Raw genomic sequence first — 19,666 nt, 5'->3', positions numbered from 1 at the left:
TTTATTTTAGTTTTTTTAGTAAAACATCCGACTTTTGGTTTTGAATAATCTTACTGTAAAACTCCTTTAAATACGGATATTCTTCTGCTTGATAGATAGCCTTATTAAGTTGAAGCATTTGGCTGAAGGATAAAATGTTATCTTCAATAGTCGTTTTTAATAAATACCTTCCACCGCCATTAGGTAAACCAATCGATATATCTTTTGGCTTTTCTATTAAGTCAAATTTGCCAGGCAATGCAATGGTTATTACAATGCGCTCATCTGATGAAGAGCCTAAATCTACAGGATAAGTTCGTTCGTTTAAATTAAATGGGTTTTTTCCCACCGGATTTATAAAAAACGGACTAAAATTTAAATCATCTTTTGTGGCATTTTCAATTGGCGAAAACTCCATTTCATAAATTTCTGTAAGCGTGTTTTCTACGCTATCAATATTTTTTATTTCGTGTTTTAAAATCTGAAGTTTAGGCAAGCGTTCATCTAACTTCTCTACATATTCATCAGGAGAGTTAAATTTTTTAATTTCTTTACGTTTGTTAAAAGCGGCATAACCTGTGCTATGAGTGGTAATTGTTCCTGTAATTTTTCCCTCAGGATTTAATTTTGCATCCATAATGTAGCTGGTAGATGATTTTTGAAAAGCTGTTAAATCTATCCAATATGATGGTTTTTTTAGATTGATAACCCGACCCTGGTCATTAACGCAGCGTAAAGGCAACAAACCAAATGGCAAGAGCGGTTCAGTTGCATCCAAAAGATAACTTTTATCACCAATATTTACTTTTGCTACGAGGTAATTAAAATCGCTAATAATTGGATATAATTTGTTTACGGTACCATTTTCTCGGGTTGATAAAATAACTGCTTCAGCATCTAAATTGGCAGCGGATAACGCTGAAATAAGACTTAAATTAATATCAGCTACATTGCCAGAGCGTATATCCAAAGCTTTTTTAATGTTATCATCGCTTCGGGTTCCGTAATAATTATTCCATTTAATTTGCTTTTTTATGTATTCATAAATTGCTTTTGCTTTACTTAAATCGTCAGTAGTATTTTTAGTAATGGTAGGAATCAAATCTTTAAAAACATCTTTCCGCTTCATTTGCGAGCCCAAAGTTTTTTCAGAAGTTAACTCGTAGTCAACATCTTTCCAGCTTTTAGTATAACTTTGCTTTCTGCCATCAGGCATTTGCCAATCAGATAATTCGAAATAAATTGCTGATTTAAAATTACTTGCAGCAGTCATATAGCTTTCTTCTACAAATGCTGGGATATCTTTCATAACGTATGCAATCTTCGAACAATCTATCGGAATACCATTAATTCGTAAGCATTCTTTAGCAATTTCACTTTTATTATCACTTAGTTTGTAAAATCCTCTAAGCGAAACATTGTAATTATAAACAGCAGGAATGAATACTAAATACTCGCTATAAACTTTAGGGATGTCACTTTGAAATTCCCATGTTTTAAAATTGAAAAGATTTGGAGACTCTAAACGATAACTATATTCTATTATCGACCCATCTTTAATATTTGGAAGTGTAAATTTTGTAGAAGACCAGTATTTTGATTTATTTTCTTTAAAAATGGCCTTCTTATCCATTATAGTTTCTACGAAACGACCATTTTCATAATTGAAAGTAGATGCTTTAATTGTATTTATAAATTCTTCTCTAGAAGCATCTTTATAGCTAGGAATAGCAATATTGGCTTGTTTGTAACCTTCCTTATTATAAATTTTAATTTTTACATGGTATTCAAATATCAATTCTAAGCTGCCTGTTCCGTCGTTTATTTGAATAGAAGATGTTCCGAATTCTTTTAAAACTACAGCATTTGCATTACTATCTATTTTATTCCTGTCGAAGTCGTTATCATCATGTGTAATAACCCCGTAAGAAAAATTTTGTGCAAAGGTTGTAAATACACAAATAGATAAAGAAAGTAGTAAGAAAATTTTACGCATTTTGAGTTTGGTTAATTTATCGCAATTTAAATTTACAGCGTTATATTCTAAAATAATCTGATAATTATATTTTTCAATTAAGCGATAGATTTTACAAAACAAACCAAACCTTTTTAGCACTTTTGAATAAATAAACATTACAGGTAATTTTGTTAAATCAAATGCCTCAATCTCATATTTATTATAATGAAATTAAATTTAAAACGCCCTTTAGCTTTTTTTGATCTTGAGGCAACTGGTATTAATGTTGGTGCCGATAGAATTGTAGAGATTGCTATTTTAAAAGCTATGCCAGATGGCACCGAGCTTGTTAAAACGTGGCGTGTTAATCCAGAGATGCCTATTCCGTTGCAAACTTCTTTAATACATGGTATTTATGATGAGGATATTGTTAACGAACCAACTTTTAAAGAATTAGCAGTAGAAATTGCTGAGTTTTTAGGAGAAAGTGATCTCGCAGGATATAATTCTAACAAGTTTGACATCCCGATGCTTTTAGAAGAGTTTTTAAGAGCTGAAGTAGATTTTGATATGAACGGAAGAAAATTCGTAGATGTTCAAAATATTTTTCACCAGATGGAGCAAAGAACGCTGAAAGCTGCATATAAATTTTATTGTAATGAAGATTTAGTTAACGCTCATGCTGCAGAAGCGGATGTAATTGCAACATATAAAGTTTTGCTTGGTCAGTTAGATATGTATGCTGATAAAGAATTTGAAAATAAGCAAGGAATAAAAAGTAAACCTGTTGTTAATGATGTTGATGCTTTACACGTTTTTACAAATATTAATAAACCAGTAGATTTTGCTGGCAGATTAGTTTACAACGATAAAGATGAGGTTTGCTTTAACTTCGGAAAACATAAGGGTAAAACTACTGAGCAAGTTTTTAGTGTAGAACCAAGTTATTACGCCTGGATGAAAAATGGCGATTTCCCCCTTTACACAAAGAAAAAATTAGATGAAGAGTGGGCGAAGTTTAACGCAAAGAAAAACGAAAACAGAGTGCCGAGACCACAACAACCTCAAGGAAATAAACCACAATATAACAAACCAAAACCTCAGGAAAAACCAGCTCAGCCAATAAATAACGATATGCTTGACCAGTTGAAGATGAAATTTGGCAAGTAATTTTTAACCACAGATAAAAAGGATAAACACAGATAAATTAAATCGAATTGGATGAACTCAATCTTATAACTGAAAAAATAATTGGCGCTGCATACATCGTATCAAATACCTTAGGCTCTGGATTTTTAGAGAAGGTTTATGAGAACGCAATGTTTTTAGAAGTTTCGAAATATAATTTTCGTGTAACAAAACAACAGCCTCTTAACGTTCTTTACGACAGCCAAATAGTTGGAGAATATTTTGCAGACCTTATTGTAGAAGATGAGATTATTGTAGAAATTAAAGCAATAAGAGAACTAAATGAAATACATCAAGCCCAACTAATGAATTATTTGGTAGCATGTAATAAGAGATGTGGTTTGCTTATTAATTTTGGCAAGCCAAGAATAGAAATAAAGCGAATACTTAATGGCTATTAATTTCATTAAAAAAAATCTGTGTTTATCTGTGTGCATCTGTGGTTGCAATAATCTATAAATATGAAATTTTTTAAAATATCTGCGCTCTTAATTCTTGGAGCTAGCACTTTAAATGCACAAACTCAACTTCCAATAGAACCTGTTTTTCAAAAAACATATCAACAGGAAACGAGAAGTATGGATGGAAAACCGGGTAAAAAGTATTGGCAAAATACATCTGACTACAACCTAAAAGTTAATTTTAATCCGGTTAGCCGATTGTTAAATGGAAAAGTAGATGTGGTTTATACCAATAATAGTCCTGATACTTTAAAAACCATTTGGTTTAAGTTATATCCAAATTTATACAAAAAGGGTGTGCCTAGAAAAGCACGTTTTGCTGAATCAGATTTAGGTGAAGGGGTTACAATTGAGCGTTTAGCTGCTAATGGTAGAGGAATTTCAGATTTCAATATTGATGGAACAAACATGACAGTCAACGTTCCCGCTGTTATACCAGGTAAAACCATAAAATTTTCGATTACTTATAATTATACTTTAAATAAAGGTTCGCATATGCGTACTGGTCAAGTAGATGAAGGCTCACACTTTGTTGCTTATTTCTTTCCAAGAATTGCTGTTTATGATGATGTTAATGGCTGGAATAAATATCCTTACACAGGTGCCGAGGAGTTTTATAACGATTTCGATAATTTTAATGCAGAGGTTACCGTACCTGGTGGATACGGTGTTTGGGCAACCGGCGATTTAAAAAATGCTTCAGATGTTTTTCAAAAAGATATTGTTTCGAGAATAGCTTCTGCTGAAAAAAATGATGCTGTTGTAGATGTGATTGCCGATAAAGATTTAGCGGATAAGAAAGTAACTCAGGCGAAAGCTTTCAACACTTTTAAATTTGAAGCGAAAAATGTAACCGATTTTGTTTTTGCTTTGAGCGATCATTATTTATGGAAATCATCAAGCCTTATTGTTGATTCAGCAACAAAAAGGCGCACCAGGGTTGACGCAGTTTTTAATCCAAAACACAAAGATTATTATGAGGTTGTAAATTTTGCCCGCAAAACCGTCGAAGCGATGAGCTATAAATTTCCGAAATGGCCATATCCATACAACCATGAAACTGTTTTCGATGGTTTAGACCAAATGGAGTACCCAATGATGGTAAATGATAATCCGGTAGATAAACGAGAAGATGCAATTACGCTTACAGACCATGAAATTTTTCATACCATGTTCCCATTTTATATGGGCATCAACGAAACAAAATATGGCTGGATGGATGAAGGTTGGGCAACAATAGGCGAGTGGCTAATCTCACCAATGATAGATTCTACAATTGTTGATGAGTACGGCATTCAGCCAACAGCTTCAAGCTCCGGAGGAAAAGATGACTCGCCAATAATGACTTTAACGCCTGATTTAAAAGGTTCTGGTTCATTCACAAACTCTTACCCAAAACCAGGTTTAGCTTATCTTTTTGTTAAGGATTATTTAGGTGATGAACTGTTTATAAAAGCTTTGCATAATTATATTAAAAACTGGAATGGTAAACATCCAATGCCTTATGATTTCTTCTACAGTATGAACGAAGGAAGTGGTAAAGATCTAAACTGGTTCTGGAAACCTTGGTTTTTTGAAGGCGGCGTTGTAGATATGGCCATAAAATCTGCGGATAAAACAGATTCTGGTTATGCTATTGTTATTGAAAATAAAGGAACTAAAGCGCTACCAATTGACTTGTTATTAACTTTTGAAGACGGTTCTTCCATGCAAAATCACAGTACCATCGGTGCTTGGGAAAAAGGGAACAACACTTTTACCGTGGATATTAAAACTGCTAAAAAATTAACTAAAATCGTAATGGGAAATCCACATACGCCAGATAAGGTTAAGAGTGACAATACTTTCTCAGTGCATTAATATTTTCTATAAACAGGATAGTAAGGTTTCTTGATTACACCTTCCTCACTAAAAAAACGACTTAATTTAGGGTTAGTTAAAGCTCTTTTTAAAGTCGTTTTTTTGTTGTTGATATAAATTTTATTTTGAATTAAACGAACACCATGACTATAATCAGCCCAAGTATTCGTGTGTTTATTGTAAACGGGTTGAATCGCTTTTCCATCTAGCTTATGCCAACCATAAATAACAACTCTTGGCGTTGGTTCACCATAAATTTTATTTGAAATAATAATATCTTTCTTATTTCCTGCAGTTAAAGCTCCTGCTGTGTGTTTTATCAAAAAGGGTTCTAGTTGATTTAAAACAGAATCGGTATGTGCTATAAAAACAGGAACCGTTGTCATTGCTTTCGAAGGATTAATAGGTTGGGGTTTCAATTTTATTTCAGACCCAACATGAATATCATCGACGAGAGATTTTGTTGGTAAAATACAATTCGTAAGATTTGCTATTCTTTGCGCCAATATTGGTGTCATCGGAACATAAAAAAAATCATTATTGCTACCAATCGACAGATAATCCGGTAAAACAAAAATGGAAATAAAAACTGTTTCAGCACCAGTCGAATCTGCTTTAATATTTAACTTATATAAATTCCTCAAAAAGTCTGGAACATTGCCTCGTCTTATTTCTTTTAAAATAATATCTTCTCTATCCTTTAAGCTCAAAGTACTATCATTAATAGTCAAAGCAAAAGCTTTGCCTTCTAATGCATTTGCTTTTCTTTTTCTAAGATGCAGCGTTTGTGCACTTAAAACCTGAACAAAAAGCATGAAAAAGATAATCAATTTTATCCTAACCATTTTTAAGATTTTAGAAAATCTATATTTCTTTTTAAACCTGTAAACTTTGTCCGTTTAACTGCAGAGCCTTTAAATACCTTTTTAAATACTTCATCGGTAATTTCTGTAAGTTCTTTCGCGTTTAAATCCAGTAATCCACTTTCTGGCTTAAAAGCTTCTTCATTATGTACTTTCGAAAAACGGTTCCAAGGGCAAACATCCTGACAAATATCGCAACCGAACATCCAGTTATCCATTTTACCTTTAAATTCTGATGGAATTTCGTTTTTCAGTTCGATAGTTAAGTATGAAATACACTTGCTACCATCAACAACTTGCGGCGCAATAATGGCGTCTGTAGGACATGCATCAAGGCATCTGGTACAAGTGCCACAATGGTCGGTTTGAAATGGATGGTCGTAATCTAATTCTAAATCGATGATTAACTCTGCAAGAAAAAAGAAAGAACCGTTTTGTTTACTAATTAGATTAGAATTTTTCCCAATCCAGCCAATGCCAGAACGTTTAGCCCAGGCTCTATCTAAAACAGGTGCCGAATCTACAAAAGCACGACCAGAAACTTCACCAATATGTTCTTCAATAAAAAATATTAATTCTTTTAATTTATCCTTAATTACCGTGTGATAATCTTTCCCATATGCATATTTAGAGATTTTTGGCGCATTTTGGTCTTGTTGCTTATCGTCTGTATAATAATTTAGAGAAAGGGAAATTACCGATTTCGCATCATCAACAAGTAAGCGAGGATCCAATCTTTTATCAAAGTAATTTTCCATGTATTTCATTTCGCCGTGATGATTGTTATCCAACCATTTTTCTAATCTCTGAGCTTCTTCTTCCAAAAATTCTGCCTTCGCAATACCACAATCTAAAAAGCCGAGGCGTATGGCCTCATCTTTTATAAGCTTGCTATATTTTGCAGAATTGTTATACATGATTTTGCAAAGATAAGGCTTAGGATTAAAACCTTTTGCCTAATCGCTTGTTCTTATTTTGAAAACTAAATAATTAAATATGAGCCGAACCTATTTTCAAATCCTATTTGAAATGCAATAAGGCTTTAATTAACGCATTAAAATATTAACTAATGGAAAACATAGATCCAAAACATACGGAAAGTGGAGAAGCTCCAAAACCGATTGAGCAAGATTACGAAAGTCATAAAGAAAACCCAGGACCAGCAAAACCTGCTGTTACTGAAAAAGATGAAAATGGTGCAGGTTCTGTGATGAAGTGGATTTTACCAATTGCCGTTATAATTGGTTTAATTGTATGGTTTGCACTTAGAAAGTAAAAATAATTAGCTTTAGTAAATTTGAAATGCCGGTTAGTGATGTAACCGGCATTTTTTATAGCTAAATTTTATTTCAATAAATTAACCTGATACAAATCGGTTCTTCTATCTTTTAATACCTTCACAGTTCCATAATGGTGCAATTCATCTAAAAGATGTAGATCAACATCAACTACTAAAACCATTTCCGTATTTGGCGTTGCTTCGGCTTTAACCGCATTTGTTGGGAAAGCAAAATCCGATGGCGTAAATACGGCCGATTGCGCAAATTGAATATCCATATTATTAACCTTTGGTAAATTACCTACGCAACCAGCAATAGCAACATAACATTCGTTTTCAATTGCTCTTGCTTGCGCACAATGCCTAACACGGGTGTAACCATTTTGTGTATCGGTTAAGAAAGGGACAAATAAAATCTGCATACCTTGATCAGCATAAATACGACTTAGTTCAGGAAACTCAACATCGTAACAAATTAAAATTCCAATTTTACCACAATCAGTATCAAAAACCTGAACCTTATCGCCCCCGATCATCCCATAATATTTCTGTTCGTTAGGTGTGATGTGAATTTTTCTGTACTCATCTATCTTTCCTGTTCTGTGGCATAAATAAGTTGCATTGTAAAGTTTTCCATTATCTAAAAGCGGCATACTACCTGTAATGATATTTACATTGTAGCTCAAAGCATATTCATGCATTCTATCCACAATTTCCTTTGTCTTTTCTGCAAGCTTACGCATCGCTTCAATTTCTGGCAAATGATTATAAGGCTGTAATAGTGGCGTGTTAAACAACTCCGGGAACATAATAAAGTCTGATTTGTATCCGCTCAATGCATCAACAAAAAACTCAACCTGCTCATAAAACACATCCATATCAGGGAACAAACGCATTTCCCATTGCACTAAGCCTAAACGAATTGTCATTGCAGAGCGGGCAGATGCATCTATACCTTGATAGTAGATATTATTCCACTCAATTAGGGTAGCGTATTCTTTCGATTCTTTATCACCTGGAAGATAATTCTTAAGTACTTTTCTTACGTGAAAATCATTAGAAATTTGGAAGGTAAGGGTAGGATCGTAAATTTCTTTTGCCTTAACTTTATCGATGTATTGCCTCGGCGTTAATGTTTCAGCATAAGTATGATAACCCGGAATTCTTCCACCAGCAATAATACTTTTTAAATTTAAACTTTCACAAAGTTCTTTACGGGCTTCGTATAATCTGCGACCTAAACGTAGACCACGGAAATCTGGATGAACAAAAATTTCAATTCCGTAAAGGGTATCTCCATTTGGGTCGTGAGTTGAAAAGGAATAATCACCAGTTATTAATTTATAGGTATGTCTGTCGCCGTATTCATCATATTCAACTATAATAGCTAACGAGCAGGCTACAACTTTATCATCAACGGCAATACAAAGCTGCCCTTCTGGGAAAATATTTAAAAGTTTTGCAATACTCGATTTTGGCCAGATAGAACCGCCCATGCTGTCGTATGCTTGTGACATCGATTCTTTTAAATCGGCATAATCTTCGAGCGTTAACTTACGTAATTCAATATTCATAATTTGTTGGTTTCTATCTTCTGAACAGCAAAGTGCCCTTAATGTTTCATTCAGCGGCACAATTTGGAACTTATTTATTTTTTATTTTGTAAACGAAAGCAAGTATTTAATCGGATTCTTCAGTCGGGCTGTACGCTAAATCTTTTGCTTAAAAAAAAAGCAAAAGGATATCGCTGCCATCCCGTTTAAGATCAAAGTTTTTGCAAAAAATTAAAAGCTGTAAATAATAAAATGGATTAAAACAATTTACCAGTTTGCCCAGGATAATTTTTCTTCAAATGTTTGTAGGCTGCTTCAGTAACTTCCCGACCGCGAGAAGTACGCATAATATATCCTTCTTGAATTAAAAAAGGTTCGTAAACTTCTTCTATTGTACCTTCATCTTCGCCAACTGCAGTTGCAATGGTTTTTAAACCAACCGGGCCGCCTTTAAACTTATCGATGATTGTAACCAGAATTTTGTTATCCATTTCATCTAAGCCATGCTCATCAACATTTAAGGCATTCAAAGCATAACGAGCAATTTCAGTATCTATATTTCCGTTTCCTTTTATTTGAGCAAAATCTCTGGTGCGGCGTAAAAGTGCATTGGCAATACGAGGTGTACCGCGGCTTCTACGAGCAATTTCATAGGCACCTTCATCACTTATTGGTGTTTTTAAAATATCAGATGAACGAAGCACAATCGTGGTTAAAAGTTTGGCGTCATAATAAGCTAAACGGGCATTAATCCCAAAGCGGGCCCGTAAAGGTGCTGTTAATAAGCCAGAACGTGTTGTCGCTCCTACTAAGGTGAAAGGATTTAGTGATATTTGTACAGAACGGGCATTTGGGCCAGTTTCAAGCATAATATCTATCTTAAAATCTTCCATTGCGGAGTACAAATATTCTTCAACCAAAGGCGATAGACGATGAATTTCATCTATAAATAAAATATCACCTTCATCTAAACCAGTTAACAAACCAGCCAAATCGCCTGGTTTATCTAATACAGGACCAGAAGTTACCTTAATCCCTGTAGCCATTTCATTGGCTATAATATGTGATAGAGTTGTTTTACCTAACCCCGGAGGACCATGTAACAAAACATGATCTAAGGCTTCGCCGCGAAGTTTTGCCGCTTGAACAAAAATTTTCAGATTCTCCATCACTTTTTCCTGTCCGGTAAAATCTTCAAAAGCCTGCGGGCGCAGAACCCTTTCAATATCTCTATCGGTAGGCGTAAGGTTTGAAGCTTCAGGATCTAGATTTTCATTCATAGAGCAAATATAAAATTAAATGCTAAAAAAATTAGGATTTTTTGAATTTGTTAGCCACAACTAATTCTTTAGAGTCCGAAGTATATTGATAAAAACCTTCGCCAGTTTTAGCTCCTTTTTTACCTGCCGCAACCATATTTACAAGCAAAGGACAAGGTGCATATTTTGGATTACCAAAGCCATCATGTAAAACTTTTAATATAGCAAGGCAAACATCAAGACCAATAAAATCGGCTAGTTGCAATGGACCCATTGGGTGTGCCATACCTAATTTCATAACTGTATCAATTTCATAAACACCAGCAACACCTTCGTACAAGGTGTATACGGCTTCATTTATCATTGGCATTAATATACGGTTAGCAACAAAACCAGGATAATCATTTACTTCTACGGGCGTTTTTTGTAAACTTTCGGAAAGTTTCATTATGGTATTCGTTGTTTCATCACTGGTTTGGTATCCACGAATAACCTCAACTAATTTCATTACTGGAACCGGATTCATAAAGTGCATTCCGATAACTTTATCTCCACGATTGGTGATAGCCGCAATTTGAGTAATGGAGATGGATGATGTGTTTGAAGCTAAAATAGCATCAGCAGGAGCGAAGCCATCTAAATCTTTAAAAATTTTTAGTTTTAAATCGATGTTCTCAGTCGCAGCCTCAACAATTAAATTAGCGGTTTTTACACCATCTTCTGTTGAAGTAAAAGTTTTAATATTGTTTAAAGTTTCTGCCTTTTGAGTTTCAGTTAAAGTTCCTTTAGTAACTTGTCTGTCTAAATTTTTAGTAATTGTTTGTAAAGCTTTATCTAATGCAGGTTGATTAATATCAATTAGGTTTACCTGATATCCGAATTGAGCAAAGGTATGTGCAATGCCATTTCCCATTGTTCCCGACCCGATTACTGATATATTTTTTATCATATTTAGTTATTTTTAATACTAATTGGTTATTGAAGATTAAAATTCAATCAAATTTATTAAGGAGCTAATCTCGATTTAACCCAACTTCCTTTTATTAATTCAAAGTTTATTCTATCGTGCAACCTGCTGCGCCTGCCTTGCCAAAATTCTATCCGTGTAGGTTTTACAATATAACCACCCCAATGGGCCGGTTTAACAATATCTTTATTTTCACTTTTTGCTTTTAGTTCTTCAAACTTTTCTTCCAACACCTGTCTATTTGGTATAATCTGGCTTTGAGGAGAGGCAACGGCACCAATTTGGCTCGCTACTGGTCTGGTTTTAAAATACTCCTCCGATGTTTCTTTATCCAATTTTTCAACTGTGCCTTCAATACGTACTTGTCGTTCTAAATCTGGCCAAAAGAAAACTAAAGCTGCATAAGGATTACGTTTAAGCTCTTTGCCTTTAGCGCTTAGGTAATTAGTGAAGAATCTGAAACCATCCTCATCAACACCTTTTAGCAAAACAATGCGGGCATCTGGTTTCCCAGCTTTATCAGCAGTAGCTAAAGTCATTACGTTAGGTTCATAAACCTGTGCTTCAACAGCGTGGTCAAACCATTTTTTAAACTGATTAATAGGATTGTTATCTACGTCAGACTCATCCAACGTGGCGCTTTTATAATCTTGGCGCAGGTTTTGTAAAAATTCATTTGTAACTTGCATAAAACAAAAATAGGCATCTTTTACGGTGCTACAAATGATTATCGTCATGCTTAATAATATAAAACCAAAAACTGGCCGATTACTTATTTCTGAGCCCTTCATGGCAGACCCAAACTTCAAGAGGTCGGTTGTACTTTTAACCGAACATGGCGATGATGGTTCTGTAGGTTATATCTTAAATCAAGTTGGAAATTTGCTGCTGAAAGATATCATTCAGGATTTGTGGGCTGCAGATAATCAAATTTATTTTGGCGGACCAGTTGCAGCAGATACGCTTCATTTTATTCACCGGGCGTATGATAAATTACAAAGTGGCGATGAAATTGGGAATGGAATTTATTGGGGAGGAAATTTCGAAACGCTAAAAATTCTCATCAATAATAATGCTATTGAAGAAGATGAAGTAAAGTTCTTTATGGGCTATTCTGGATGGGACAACGGACAGTTAAAAAAAGAAATAGAGCAAAATGCATGGATGGTTAGCGATATTTCTCATCCCGATATTATTTTTGGCAATGATGATGAAAAACTTTGGAGAGATGTAATTGTAAACTTGGGGCCGAAATATGCACATGTAAGCAATTTCCCTATCGACCCAAGTTTGAATTAGTTTTATTTAGAAAGTTTATAAGTGTTAAGTTGTAAAGATTATTTACTTTTCGGAAAGTATAATTATTTCTAAACTTCTACATACAGCTCTCGTTAACCTTTCATTGGCTATTAATTGTTCAACATTAGTTTCTTTACTTTCACCAATTAGATAATTACATTCAGCAAGAATATGTTTTAAAAATTCAATTTGGAAGAGCGACATATTCTACAGCCTTTAAAATATGAGGCCCAATAAAAGGACTTAATGATTGTTTTGTAACCAGCTCTACTTTTCGCTTAAAAATATCTTCTAAAAAATAATTTAAAGACATAAAGTTTTTAAATGTTTTTTTTTCTTTTTTAATATCTATTAGCAAATCTATATCGCTATTTATGGTTTGCTCATTGCGAATAAAGGAACCAAATAATCCAATTTCTAATACACCAAAATCAGCAAGCTTTTTAGCTTCTTTTTTTAATGTTTCGACAATTTTTTCTTTATTTAGAATAGGTTCCATATTATCAAAAATAGCATTTTTTAAATATTATTATCCATTTCTGCTGCACTTTCCTCAACTTTTCTTCTTAGTTCATCTTTATAAGTTTGCATTTTTACTGTTAAAGATTCATCAGCGGTAGCTAAAATTTGAGCAGCCAATAAACCAGCATTTTTTGCAGCATTTAAGGCTACCGTAGCAACCGGAATACCATTTGGCATTTGTAAAATTGATAAAATACTGTCCCAACCATCGATAGAATTTGATGATTTTACCGGAACGCCAATAACTGGCAAAGTAGTAATCGAGGCAACCATACCCGGTAAATGTGCAGCACCACCAGCACCAGCAATAATTACTTTTAAACCACGAGAAGCAGCTTCCTTAGCATAGTTAAACATGCGTTCTGGAGTTCTGTGTGCAGATACAACCGTGATTTCGTAATTAATTCCAAATTCCTTTAATACATCAGCAGCATCTTGCATTACAGGTAAATCAGATTTGCTACCCATAATTATTCCAACTTTTACGCTCATATTTCTTTAATCTTTTATCCTGTTCTTTTCTTTTACGCTATAACCCTTAAAGTTTTTTGCACGTATCTAGCCTTTTCAATAGCTTTTTCTCTATCAATATCTACAATAGTTACATGCCCCATTTTTCGGAATGGTTTAGTATATTTTTTCCCATATAAATGAACAAAAACACCATCAATAGCTAAAATCTTTTCTAAATTTTCGTATTTGGCAACACCTTCCGAGCCTTTTTCTCCAAGTAAATTAATCATTACGGCATTGGTAATACTGGTTGTGTCGCCTAATGGTAAGTTATATATCGAACGTAAATGTTGTTCAAATTGCGAAACATAATTGCCCTCAATGGTTTGGTGACCGCTATTATGCGGACGAGGAGCAACCTCGTTCACTAATATTTCGCCATCTCTGCAAACAAACATTTCTACGGCTAAAATGCCTGTAATATTCATTCCAGATGCGATATTCTTCGCAATGTTTTCTGCTTTTTGTTGCAAACTTTCAGCATAAGTAGATGGCGAAATTAAAAACTCCACCAAGTTAGCCTCTGGGTTAAATTCCATCTCTACCATAGGGAAAGTTTTCATGTCACCTTTCGAATTACGGGCAACAATTACTGCCACTTCCTTTTCAAAATCCACAAGCTTTTCGATAATACAAGGCGCATCAAAAGCAGCTTTTAAATCTTCGGCGCTGTTAATTCGCATTACGCCTTTACCATCGTAACCATCTTTACGCAGTTTCAAAATATACGGAAAAGGAATATTGCTGTTTTCCATATCTTCCTTTGTATTCACAATTTGGAAAGGAGATGTTGGGATGTCGTTTTCTTTAAAAAACTGTTTCTGAACACCTTTATCCTGAATTAAACGGATAACTCTCGATTGCGGAAAAACCTGTTTCCCCTCTTTTTCAAGCTGTTCTAAGGCTTCAATATTTACTTTTTCAATTTCAATAGTAATAATATCTGCTTTCTTTCCGAAATTGTAAACCGTATCAAAATCGGTAATCGAACCGTTTTCGAAGTAGTTTGCTATATGTTTACAAGGTGCATCTGGGTCAGGGTCAAGAACCAAAGAAGTTACGTTGTAGTTAATTGCCTGCTGAATAAGCATTCTACCCAATTGCCCACCACCTAAAATACCTAACTTTAATTCACTTATCTGTTTTGCCATCAATAAAAGAGATTTTTAAGTCGCAAAAATAACAAAAATTAAACGCCAATCGGGTTTTTATTCAATCAAATGGTCGATTTTTTATTAGTGCAGTCTATTGGAACTATTGAAATTCAGTCTCGCTTTTTGTTACAATCGGGGCTAATTAGAAACTAAATTGGCACTAATACCAACTAAACTTAAAACCTATTGCTTAAAACCTATAACTTTGTAAAATGAATGCAGATGCGATAATTATTGGAGCCGGAGCTTGCGGATTAATGTGTGCAGTGCAAGCGGGCTACATGGGTAAAAAAGTTATCGTGCTCGAAAAGAACGAAAAACCAGGCGCTAAAATCCTAATTTCTGGTGGCGGCCGATGCAATTATACTAATCAATTTGCATCATCAGAACAGTTTATCTCAGCAAATCCGCATTTCATAAAATCGGCTTTTAACCAGTGGACGATTGATGATACCATTAGTTTTTTTGAAACCTACGGCATTAACGGCAAAGAAAAAACTTTGGGGCAATTGTTCCCTGATAATAAAAACTCAAAAGATGTAGTAGAAGTTTTTACTTCAATCTGTGCTGATTTTGGACAAGAAATTAGAACAAAAGCCGATGTAAAAGACATTGAAATTTTACCGAATGGCTTTGAAGTAAGCTATGAAAAGAACGGGAAAACTATTACTCTAACTTCTCAAAAATTGGTTATTGCAACGGGAGGTTTACCCATTCCAAAAATGGGTGCAACCGATTTTGCTTTACGTTTTGCCCGCAAACACGATTTAATAATAGTTGAAACAGCCCCGGCTTTAGTTCCACTAACCATTACTGGGAAAGATGAAGAATGGTTTGCACAGCTTTCTGGTAATTCTGTTTTTTGCGAAGTGAGTAATGATGAGATTTCCTTCGAAGAAAATATTTTGTTTACGCATTGGGGTTTAAGCGGACCAGCAATTTTGCAGATTTCTACCTTTTGGCGTAGGGGCGAGGTCATTAATTTAAATCTTCTTCCAGCAGAAAATATTATTTCCTTATTAGATGAAGAACGTAAATCGAATGGAAAAATCTTGTTATCAACTTTGTTAAACCGTTTTTATACTAAGAAATTTACAGATGCCTTGGGTAAGTTTTTACCATTAAATAAGCCAGTTGCCTCTTTAACTAAAGCCGAAATTGATTTAATTGAACAAACTATCCATCATTTTAAAGTTAAGCCAGCCGGCGATAAAGGTTATGATAAAGCTGAGGTTATGCGTGGCGGAATTGATACCAATGAAATTTCTTCGAAAACTTTAGAATGTAAGAAAATTCCAAACCTTTTTTTTGGTGGCGAGTGTATGGATGTTACTGGTTGGCTTGGTGGTTATAATTTCCAGTGGGCTTGGGCAAGTGGTTTTGTAATAGCGCAGAATATTTAACTAAGATAGACCTTATAGGTTTTTAAAACCTATAAGGTCTGGGCAATAATCCTACAAATAAACATTTGGCATAATTTCCCATGCCCACGGCTTTTTAAATGTTTTAAAAGTTCTCAGCTGTGAAAAATATAAGACCTCACTTGTTTTTCTATTCGCAACGTCTCTTCTATGTAAATTCCCAACGGTTGTAAATAACTCACGCGTATTAAAATCATAAATCCGTTCCGTCATATCGCCAGTATTTTGATTAAAATAAAGATTTATCGCACTGGTTAAAAACCAATCTTTGTTTTGAAATTTAAAAGTGTAGCCCATTTCCCAACGCCATTCTGCACCACCTTGAAAACGTAAATACAACTGCTGATCTTTAATTGCAATTTGTTGCAAGGGATCGCCGAGTTTGCCACCCTCTTCAGAACGTAAAATAAAATCGTTGTTTTGTGCAGATAAGCGATAATCTCCAGTAGCTTTATCTATAAAATAAATAGCTAAAATACGTGGCTTTTGGGTTTCTTTAATGATTTCCGAATTATTATCACCATAAGTCCGCGTTTCATCAATAACTTTATTCGATTCGAAAATTAAAGCTAAGTCATCAACTCCATCATTGTTTAAATCACCATTTGCCGTTTCAATGATGGTCCAGTTTGCAGGTGTTAATTGCTCTACTGATAAACCTTGTGTCTTTACCTTCGGAAAAATAAATGATTTTTGAGCAAAAGAAGGTTGTACAAAAAGTATAGATAAAAGGAGTAGTAAAAATTTCATTCAATAAATGGCGTTGATGTAGTCATAAAACGTGATTTTATAGTTTTTAGTCTGTAGACATCCATCAAACCTAATTGATTTCAGGGTTGTATTGCAAAATAAATGTAGACCACGTAGTAGCTACAAGACCTTATGAAACGAAATCGGCTTGTAAAATAAATTCACCATGAAGAACACTACTTCTAAAAATCCCGTACTTTTGCATTTTAAATATTTCTTTTGAAGACAGAACTTTTCATCATTACACCGCCTTTTACCCAACTGAATACACCTTATCCAGCAACGGCGTATATAAAAGGCTTTCTTAACACCAAAAACATTAGTTCTACACAAGCTGATTTAGGTATTGAAGTAATTATTGAATTATTCTCAAAAAAGGGGTTGAATGATTTATTCTGTCAAACTGAGCATAGTCGAAGCGCTTTAAGTACCAATTCAAAGCGGATTTTAGCACTGAAAGATGAATATTTAAAAACCATTGATTCAGTTATTGATTTTCTGCAAGGAAAAAACCCAACTTTAGCGCTGCAGATTTGTGGTGATGATTTTTTGCCACAAGCCTCAAGATTTGCTCAGCTGGAAGAATTAGATTGGGCTTTTGGTGCAATGGGAACGCAGGATAAAGCCAAACATTTAGCAACACTTTATCTTGAAGATATTTCTGATTTTATTGTAGAATGTGTTGATGAAAACTTCGGTTTCAGTCGATATGCAGAACGTTTGGGTAGAAGTGCAAACTCTTTCGATGAACTTTATAATGCTTTAAAACAGGAGCCAAGCTATATCGATAAAATCCTAATTTCGATTTTAAATGAATATATCGAAACTGTTCAGCCTAAATTGTTTTTGATTTCGGTTCCTTTTCCAGGGAATTTATATAGCGCTTTTCGTTCGGCACAATGGGTTAAAAAATACCATCCAGAAATTAAAATTTCAATGGGTGGCGGTTTTCCTAATACAGAATTACGCTCACTTTCGGATAAACGGGTTTTCGAATTTTTCGATTTTATCACTTTGGATGATGGAGAACTTCCGATAGAATTGCTCATTCAGAATATCTGCGGACAAGTTCCGATAGAGAGGCAGATGTATAAGCGTACGTTTTTACTAGAAAATGATGTTGTTGTTTACAAAAACGATTCTTTTAGAAAAGATTACAAGCAAGCCGATGTAGGCACCCCAGATTATTCAGGTTTGCTTTTGGATAAATACATTTCTGTAATCGAAATTGTAAACCCAATGCACAGAATGTGGAGCGATGGTAGATGGAACAAATTAACCATGGCACACGGTTGTTATTGGGGTAAATGCACTTTTTGCGATATTTCTTTAGATTACATCAAGGTTTATGAGCCTGTTCAGGCAAAACAAATTGTAGATAGGATTGAAGAGTTATCTCTCAAAACCGGGCAAAATGGTTTTCACTTTGTGGATGAAGCTGCACCGCCAGCATTAATGCGTGAAGTTGCTTTGGAAATTTTAAGGAGAAAAATCTCCGTTACTTGGTGGACAAATATCCGCTTTGAAAAAAGCTTTACACGAGATTTGTGCTTTTTGTTAAAAGCATCTGGCTGTATTGCCGTTTCTGGCGGATTAGAAGTCGCATCTGATAGGTTATTAAAGCTAATTGATAAAGGTGTTACCGTTGAACAAGTGGCTAAAGTTACCCGAAATTTTACGGAGGCTGGCATTATGGTTCATGCTTACTTAATGTATGGTTATCCTACACAAACCATTCAGGAAACGGTTGATAGTTTGGAAATGGTTCGCCAGTTATTCGAAATGGGCATTTTACAGTCTGGTTTTTGGCACCAGTTTGCCATGACTGCGCATAGTCCGGTAGGGATGTATCCCGAGAAATTCGGCGTGGTAAAAGAAACGGAAACCATGGGGACTTTTGCAAATAACGACATCAATTACATCGATAAAACTGGCATAGATCATAATAAATTTAGCTTTGGGCTCAAGAAATCGCTTTTCAATTTTATGCATGGAATTTGCTTTGATTATGAGCTACAGGATTGGTTTGACTTTAAGATTCCGAAAACTAAAATCTCTGCTGATTTTATTGAAAAAGCATTAATTGAAGATAATAACTTCAATATCAAGCCAACTGCAAAAGTGGTTTGGTTAGGTAGTAAACCTGAGATTGATTTTTTTACCAAAACAAAAAAAGGTAGTACTTGGCAAATTGCATCAATTACTTTTCACGATAAAAAGGAAAGTTTTACCATTCAAACCAATAAAAATGAGGGAGAGTGGTTGGTTTCTATCTTGGAAAAAATCAAAGTTTCTGGCGATAAAATTTATTCTTTTCAGGAAGTTAAAGCAGATTTTGAAAACAAGATAGAAAACTTTGAATTGTTCTGGTATTCAAAGCCAGTTAATACTTTGAGGGAGTTTAGGTTGTTGGTGCTGTAACTACCTAACCCTTTGTAAGCCACCAATATTTGTTCTTTTATGCAACACTCTACTTGAAGAGAGCTGCTTTTAGCTCAAAACTGCATTCTCTTCATCCTTTGTCTCCCTCTCTTAAAGCTAATCTTTACACACATCTTTATATTCCATTATTTGCGCGTAAACTATAAATTGTTGGTTAAACTTATCTAACCCCTCTTTGATTGTGATATATCCTGGTGGA

General features: G+C 34.5%; 18 protein-coding genes. 7 read left to right on the top strand and 11 right to left on the bottom strand.

The window, feature by feature from the left end; translation table 11 throughout:
• Position 1: 1 nt before the first annotated feature.
• Entirely contained in the window at positions 2 to 2,113 is a 2,112-nt protein-coding gene (locus ACFOUY_RS06370; protein WP_378959642.1) for a DUF3857 domain-containing protein, read from the bottom strand.
• 48 nt (positions 2,114 to 2,161) lie between these two features.
• Here ACFOUY_RS06370 and ACFOUY_RS06365 point away from each other — a divergent pair, with 48 nt between their 5' ends.
• From ACFOUY_RS06365 to ACFOUY_RS06355, 3 genes are read left to right on the top strand one after another with little or no spacing between them, the layout of a single operon-like run.
• The gene (locus tag ACFOUY_RS06365; protein ID WP_378959641.1) at positions 2,162 to 3,106 is read left to right on the top strand and encodes an exonuclease domain-containing protein; all 945 of its coding nucleotides are present in this window, start codon (positions 2,162 to 2,164) and stop codon (positions 3,104 to 3,106) included.
• 47 nt (positions 3,107 to 3,153) lie between these two features.
• Entirely contained in the window at positions 3,154 to 3,525 is a 372-nt protein-coding gene (locus ACFOUY_RS06360; RefSeq protein WP_378959640.1) for a GxxExxY protein, read from the top strand.
• Positions 3,526 to 3,585: 60 nt separating this feature from the next.
• Positions 3,586 to 5,445 (top strand): M1 family metallopeptidase, encoded by a 1,860-nt coding sequence (locus ACFOUY_RS06355; RefSeq protein WP_378959639.1) that lies wholly within the window; start codon positions 3,586 to 3,588, stop codon positions 5,443 to 5,445.
• Here the strand turns inward: ACFOUY_RS06355 and ACFOUY_RS06350 are convergent.
• On the bottom strand, positions 5,442 to 6,290 hold the full coding sequence (locus ACFOUY_RS06350; protein ID WP_378959638.1) for a hypothetical protein: 849 nt from the start codon (positions 6,288 to 6,290) through the stop codon (positions 5,442 to 5,444). The genes ACFOUY_RS06355 and ACFOUY_RS06350 overlap by 4 nt on opposite strands.
• A gap of 2 nt (positions 6,291 to 6,292) precedes the next feature.
• On the bottom strand, positions 6,293 to 7,225 hold the full coding sequence (gene queG / locus ACFOUY_RS06345) for a tRNA epoxyqueuosine(34) reductase QueG (protein WP_378959637.1): 933 nt from the start codon (positions 7,223 to 7,225) through the stop codon (positions 6,293 to 6,295).
• Between the two features lie 152 nt (positions 7,226 to 7,377).
• Here queG and ACFOUY_RS06340 point away from each other — a divergent pair, with 152 nt between their 5' ends.
• Positions 7,378 to 7,584, top strand: a complete 207-nt coding sequence (locus ACFOUY_RS06340; protein ID WP_378959636.1) for a hypothetical protein — start codon at positions 7,378 to 7,380, stop codon at positions 7,582 to 7,584.
• A gap of 68 nt (positions 7,585 to 7,652) precedes the next feature.
• Here ACFOUY_RS06340 and ACFOUY_RS06335 read toward each other — a convergent pair whose 3' ends face one another.
• From ACFOUY_RS06335 to pdxH, 4 genes are all read right to left on the bottom strand, one after another.
• A complete protein-coding gene (locus tag ACFOUY_RS06335) occupies positions 7,653 to 9,161 on the bottom strand; it encodes a carbon-nitrogen hydrolase family protein (RefSeq protein ID WP_378959635.1) in 1,509 nt (502 codons plus the stop codon).
• A 236-nt stretch (positions 9,162 to 9,397) separates the two neighbouring features.
• On the bottom strand, positions 9,398 to 10,420 hold the full coding sequence (gene ruvB / locus ACFOUY_RS06330) for a Holliday junction branch migration DNA helicase RuvB (RefSeq protein ID WP_378959634.1): 1,023 nt from the start codon (positions 10,418 to 10,420) through the stop codon (positions 9,398 to 9,400).
• Positions 10,421 to 10,451: 31 nt separating this feature from the next.
• Entirely contained in the window at positions 10,452 to 11,348 is an 897-nt protein-coding gene (locus ACFOUY_RS06325; protein WP_378959633.1) for a 3-hydroxybutyryl-CoA dehydrogenase, read from the bottom strand.
• Positions 11,349 to 11,404: 56 nt separating this feature from the next.
• The gene (gene pdxH / locus ACFOUY_RS06320; RefSeq protein WP_378959696.1) at positions 11,405 to 12,055 is read right to left on the bottom strand and encodes a pyridoxamine 5'-phosphate oxidase; all 651 of its coding nucleotides are present in this window, start codon (positions 12,053 to 12,055) and stop codon (positions 11,405 to 11,407) included.
• Between the two features lie 46 nt (positions 12,056 to 12,101).
• Here pdxH and ACFOUY_RS06315 point away from each other — a divergent pair, with 46 nt between their 5' ends.
• Positions 12,102 to 12,665: a YqgE/AlgH family protein gene (locus ACFOUY_RS06315; protein ID WP_378959632.1), complete on the top strand. Its 564-nt coding sequence runs from the start codon at positions 12,102 to 12,104 to the stop codon at positions 12,663 to 12,665.
• A 184-nt stretch (positions 12,666 to 12,849) separates the two neighbouring features.
• Here the strand turns inward: ACFOUY_RS06315 and ACFOUY_RS06310 are convergent, their stop codons facing one another.
• From ACFOUY_RS06310 to ACFOUY_RS06300, 3 genes are read right to left on the bottom strand one after another with little or no spacing between them, the layout of a single operon-like run.
• The gene (locus ACFOUY_RS06310; protein ID WP_378959631.1) at positions 12,850 to 13,164 is read right to left on the bottom strand and encodes a nucleotidyltransferase family protein; all 315 of its coding nucleotides are present in this window, start codon (positions 13,162 to 13,164) and stop codon (positions 12,850 to 12,852) included.
• A 20-nt stretch (positions 13,165 to 13,184) separates the two neighbouring features.
• Complete coding sequence (purE, locus tag ACFOUY_RS06305; protein WP_378959630.1) at positions 13,185 to 13,679, bottom strand: 5-(carboxyamino)imidazole ribonucleotide mutase; 495 nt, start codon at positions 13,677 to 13,679, stop codon at positions 13,185 to 13,187.
• Positions 13,680 to 13,711: 32 nt separating this feature from the next.
• Positions 13,712 to 14,851 (bottom strand): 5-(carboxyamino)imidazole ribonucleotide synthase, encoded by a 1,140-nt coding sequence (locus ACFOUY_RS06300; RefSeq protein ID WP_378959629.1) that lies wholly within the window; start codon positions 14,849 to 14,851, stop codon positions 13,712 to 13,714.
• Positions 14,852 to 15,066: 215 nt separating this feature from the next.
• Between ACFOUY_RS06300 and ACFOUY_RS06295 the strand changes: the two genes are divergently transcribed.
• Entirely contained in the window at positions 15,067 to 16,257 is a 1,191-nt protein-coding gene (locus ACFOUY_RS06295; protein WP_378959628.1) for a BaiN/RdsA family NAD(P)/FAD-dependent oxidoreductase, read from the top strand.
• 51 nt (positions 16,258 to 16,308) lie between these two features.
• Here the strand turns inward: ACFOUY_RS06295 and ACFOUY_RS06290 are convergent, their stop codons facing one another.
• The gene (locus ACFOUY_RS06290; protein ID WP_378959627.1) at positions 16,309 to 17,025 is read right to left on the bottom strand and encodes a hypothetical protein; all 717 of its coding nucleotides are present in this window, start codon (positions 17,023 to 17,025) and stop codon (positions 16,309 to 16,311) included.
• A gap of 219 nt (positions 17,026 to 17,244) precedes the next feature.
• On the opposite strand from ACFOUY_RS06290, the gene ACFOUY_RS06285 reads away from it, so the two are divergent.
• Positions 17,245 to 19,446 carry a B12-binding domain-containing radical SAM protein gene (locus ACFOUY_RS06285; RefSeq protein ID WP_378959626.1) on the top strand — a complete coding sequence of 734 codons (2,202 nt, stop codon included), beginning with the start codon at positions 17,245 to 17,247 and terminating at the stop codon, positions 19,444 to 19,446.
• Positions 19,447 to 19,666 lie beyond the last annotated feature (220 nt).

It is taken from the genome of Pedobacter jamesrossensis, assembly GCF_042650905.1.
Classification (GTDB): Bacteria; Bacteroidota; Bacteroidia; order Sphingobacteriales; family Sphingobacteriaceae; genus Pedobacter; species Pedobacter jamesrossensis.
This window is presented reverse-complemented; position numbering and strand designations above follow the sequence as displayed.